Raw genomic sequence first — 2112 nt, 5'->3', positions numbered from 1 at the left:
GAAGCGAGGGTCTGAGAACCGTCACCCAAGGGCTTCGAATGCGACGATTTCGCACATACGACGCTTCGCCGGAACCCGACACCACCGACACCATCGTCGCGCGCTCGTCGAGCCTCGACGGCACGGTCCATGCCGCCCTCCGGCAGCCACATCCACGCACGAGCGTCGTCGCGGTCTCCGGTGAGATCGACATGGACTCCGTCCAGCCGCTCGACGAGATCCTGGCGCGGGTGCTGCCCGGCACGCCGGGTGCGACCGTACACGTGGACCTGACGGACGTCACCTTCTCGGACGCGGCCGGGATGGGCACGCTGGTGCACTGGCGATCCCGGTTCGCGGCGGCCGGCATGACGATGGCCGTCCGCAACCCGCGCCCGCTCGTCTACCGGTTGCTGCTGTTGTGCGGGCTCGTCGACGCGCTCGACGTCAGGCTGGCGACCGACTGAGTCAGGCCCGATCGCGGGCGCCCAAGTCACCGGTGTCCACGAGATACCGCGCCACCTCGACCAGCCTGGTGTTCGTCTTCTGGCTGACCGTCACCAGCAGACCGAACGCCTGGTCACCCGTCAGCTTGTGCCGTTCCATGAGGATGCCCTTGGCCTGCCCGATCAGGTCACGGACGTCGAGCGCCCGCGACAGGTGACTCAGCTGTTGCGCGCCGGCCAGCGCGACCCCGGCGTGCGCGGCGAACAACAGGCCCACCTGCTCCGACACGTCGCCGAAGGCGCCCGGCCGCCGGGAGTACAGGTTGAGACTGCCCAGGCTGCCGCTGTCCACGTACAGCTGGAACGCCAGCATGCTGCCGACGCCGAGGGTCAGGGCGCGGGCGCTGAACCGCGGCCAACGGGCCTCACCGGCCATGTCGGCGACCAGGACCGTCAGGTGGTCGAAAAGCGCGTCGAGGCAGGGGCCCTCGTGCTCGTCGTACTGAATCTGGTCCACGTCGTACACCAGCCGGTCCGTGCCGGTCGTCGTGCGAACCGTGCGTCGGTTCTCCACCTGGGACACTCCGGCGTGGTCGGCACCGGGCACGGTGCCCACCGCGGCCCGGACGATGGCGTCCAGGGTGTCGGCGACGCTGCGCTCGGCCTGGAACGCGCGCGCCAGCTCCCCGAGCCGGTCGGCCAAACCCGGAAGGTCGCTCACGCGGACCATGGTCTCACCGACCGACCCGACGCTCAGGTCCGAGTCGTTCACCTCCGCTGCTGCTCGCCGCGCCGCGCGCCCGGCTCGTGTGCCGGCCCGACGCCCTCGTCATGATCCCTGGTCCGGGCCTCCTGCCGAGCGGGCTGCTCGTCCGCCTGCGAGCCGGTGGTGTCCGCGGCGTCCGGCCGGCTCATCTCGTCGTTCTCGACCGGACCGTGCGCACCGCCGACCTTGGCGCCGTCACGCACGGCCGACCCCTTGTCGCGTACGTTGCCCGACTTCTTCCGATCGGAATAGGGAGGAATTTCCCTATCGTTCTTGTCTCGCATCACCTGCTCCTAACGTCCGGTTGGCCGGTCTCGCGCGCAGAGCCCACCAACCAGGAGCGACTGCCCGCCGACCCCGCGGCGAAACATCGACACCGCCGGCCGGCGGGCGGTTGTCCGCCGCTCGGCCTACTGTTCGAGATAGTTGTCGCGCGGTAAGTAATGCGAGGGGATGTCACATGCCGGCACCACGCACTCGGCCCGAGCCCGACCTGTCGCTCGACGAGGCCGCCTCGCGCTACGTCACGGCCGGCGCCGAACCCGGTGCCCGCGACGCGTTCGTCCTCGCGGCGATGCCGTTCGCCGACCGGCTCGCCAACCGCTACCGCGGCCGCGGCGTCCCGCTCGACGACCTCCGCCAGGTCGCCCGGCTCGCGCTGATCAAGGCCGTCAACCAGCTCGACCTGGAGCGCGGCTCGTTCACCGCGTACGCGGTCGTGACCGTCCGCGGCGAGCTGCGCAGGCACTTCCGGAACACCGGTTGGGACCTGCACGTCTCCCGGCCGTTGCAGGAGCTGACCGTGGACGTGTGGCACGCCGTCGACGAGCTCACCGGCGTGCTGTCGCGCACGCCGACCCGGGCCGAGCTGGCGAACCGGCTGGGTGTGGGCGAGCGCGTCGTGGTGAGTGCGGTGGGGGC

Annotated in this window: 4 protein-coding genes; 2 read left to right on the top strand and 2 right to left on the bottom strand. The window is 70.8% G+C overall.

The window, feature by feature from the left end:
* Positions 1–446 (top strand): STAS domain-containing protein (locus tag AB0H87_RS41145; RefSeq protein WP_360159099.1); only part of this gene is annotated, 446 nt, incomplete at its 5' end.
* 1 nt (position 447) lies between these two features.
* Here AB0H87_RS41145 and AB0H87_RS41140 read toward each other — a convergent pair.
* On the bottom strand, positions 448–1146 hold the full coding sequence (locus AB0H87_RS41140; RefSeq protein ID WP_360159096.1) for a GAF and ANTAR domain-containing protein: 699 nt from the start codon (positions 1144–1146) through the stop codon (positions 448–450).
* 47 nt (positions 1147–1193) lie between these two features.
* Entirely contained in the window at positions 1194–1394 is a 201-nt protein-coding gene (locus AB0H87_RS41135; protein ID WP_360159093.1) for a hypothetical protein, read from the bottom strand.
* Between the two features lie 257 nt (positions 1395–1651).
* Between AB0H87_RS41135 and AB0H87_RS41130 the strand changes: the two genes are divergently transcribed.
* Positions 1652–2112: sigma factor (locus tag AB0H87_RS41130; RefSeq protein ID WP_360159090.1), on the top strand; the 461-nt coding region annotated here is incomplete at its 3' end.

It is taken from the genome of Asanoa sp. NPDC050611 (assembly GCF_040654855.1).
In the GTDB taxonomy this organism is placed as follows: Bacteria; Actinomycetota; Actinomycetes; order Mycobacteriales; family Micromonosporaceae; genus Asanoa.
The sequence above is the reverse complement of the archived record's forward strand: the minus strand, read 5'-3'. Positions and strand labels throughout refer to the sequence as shown.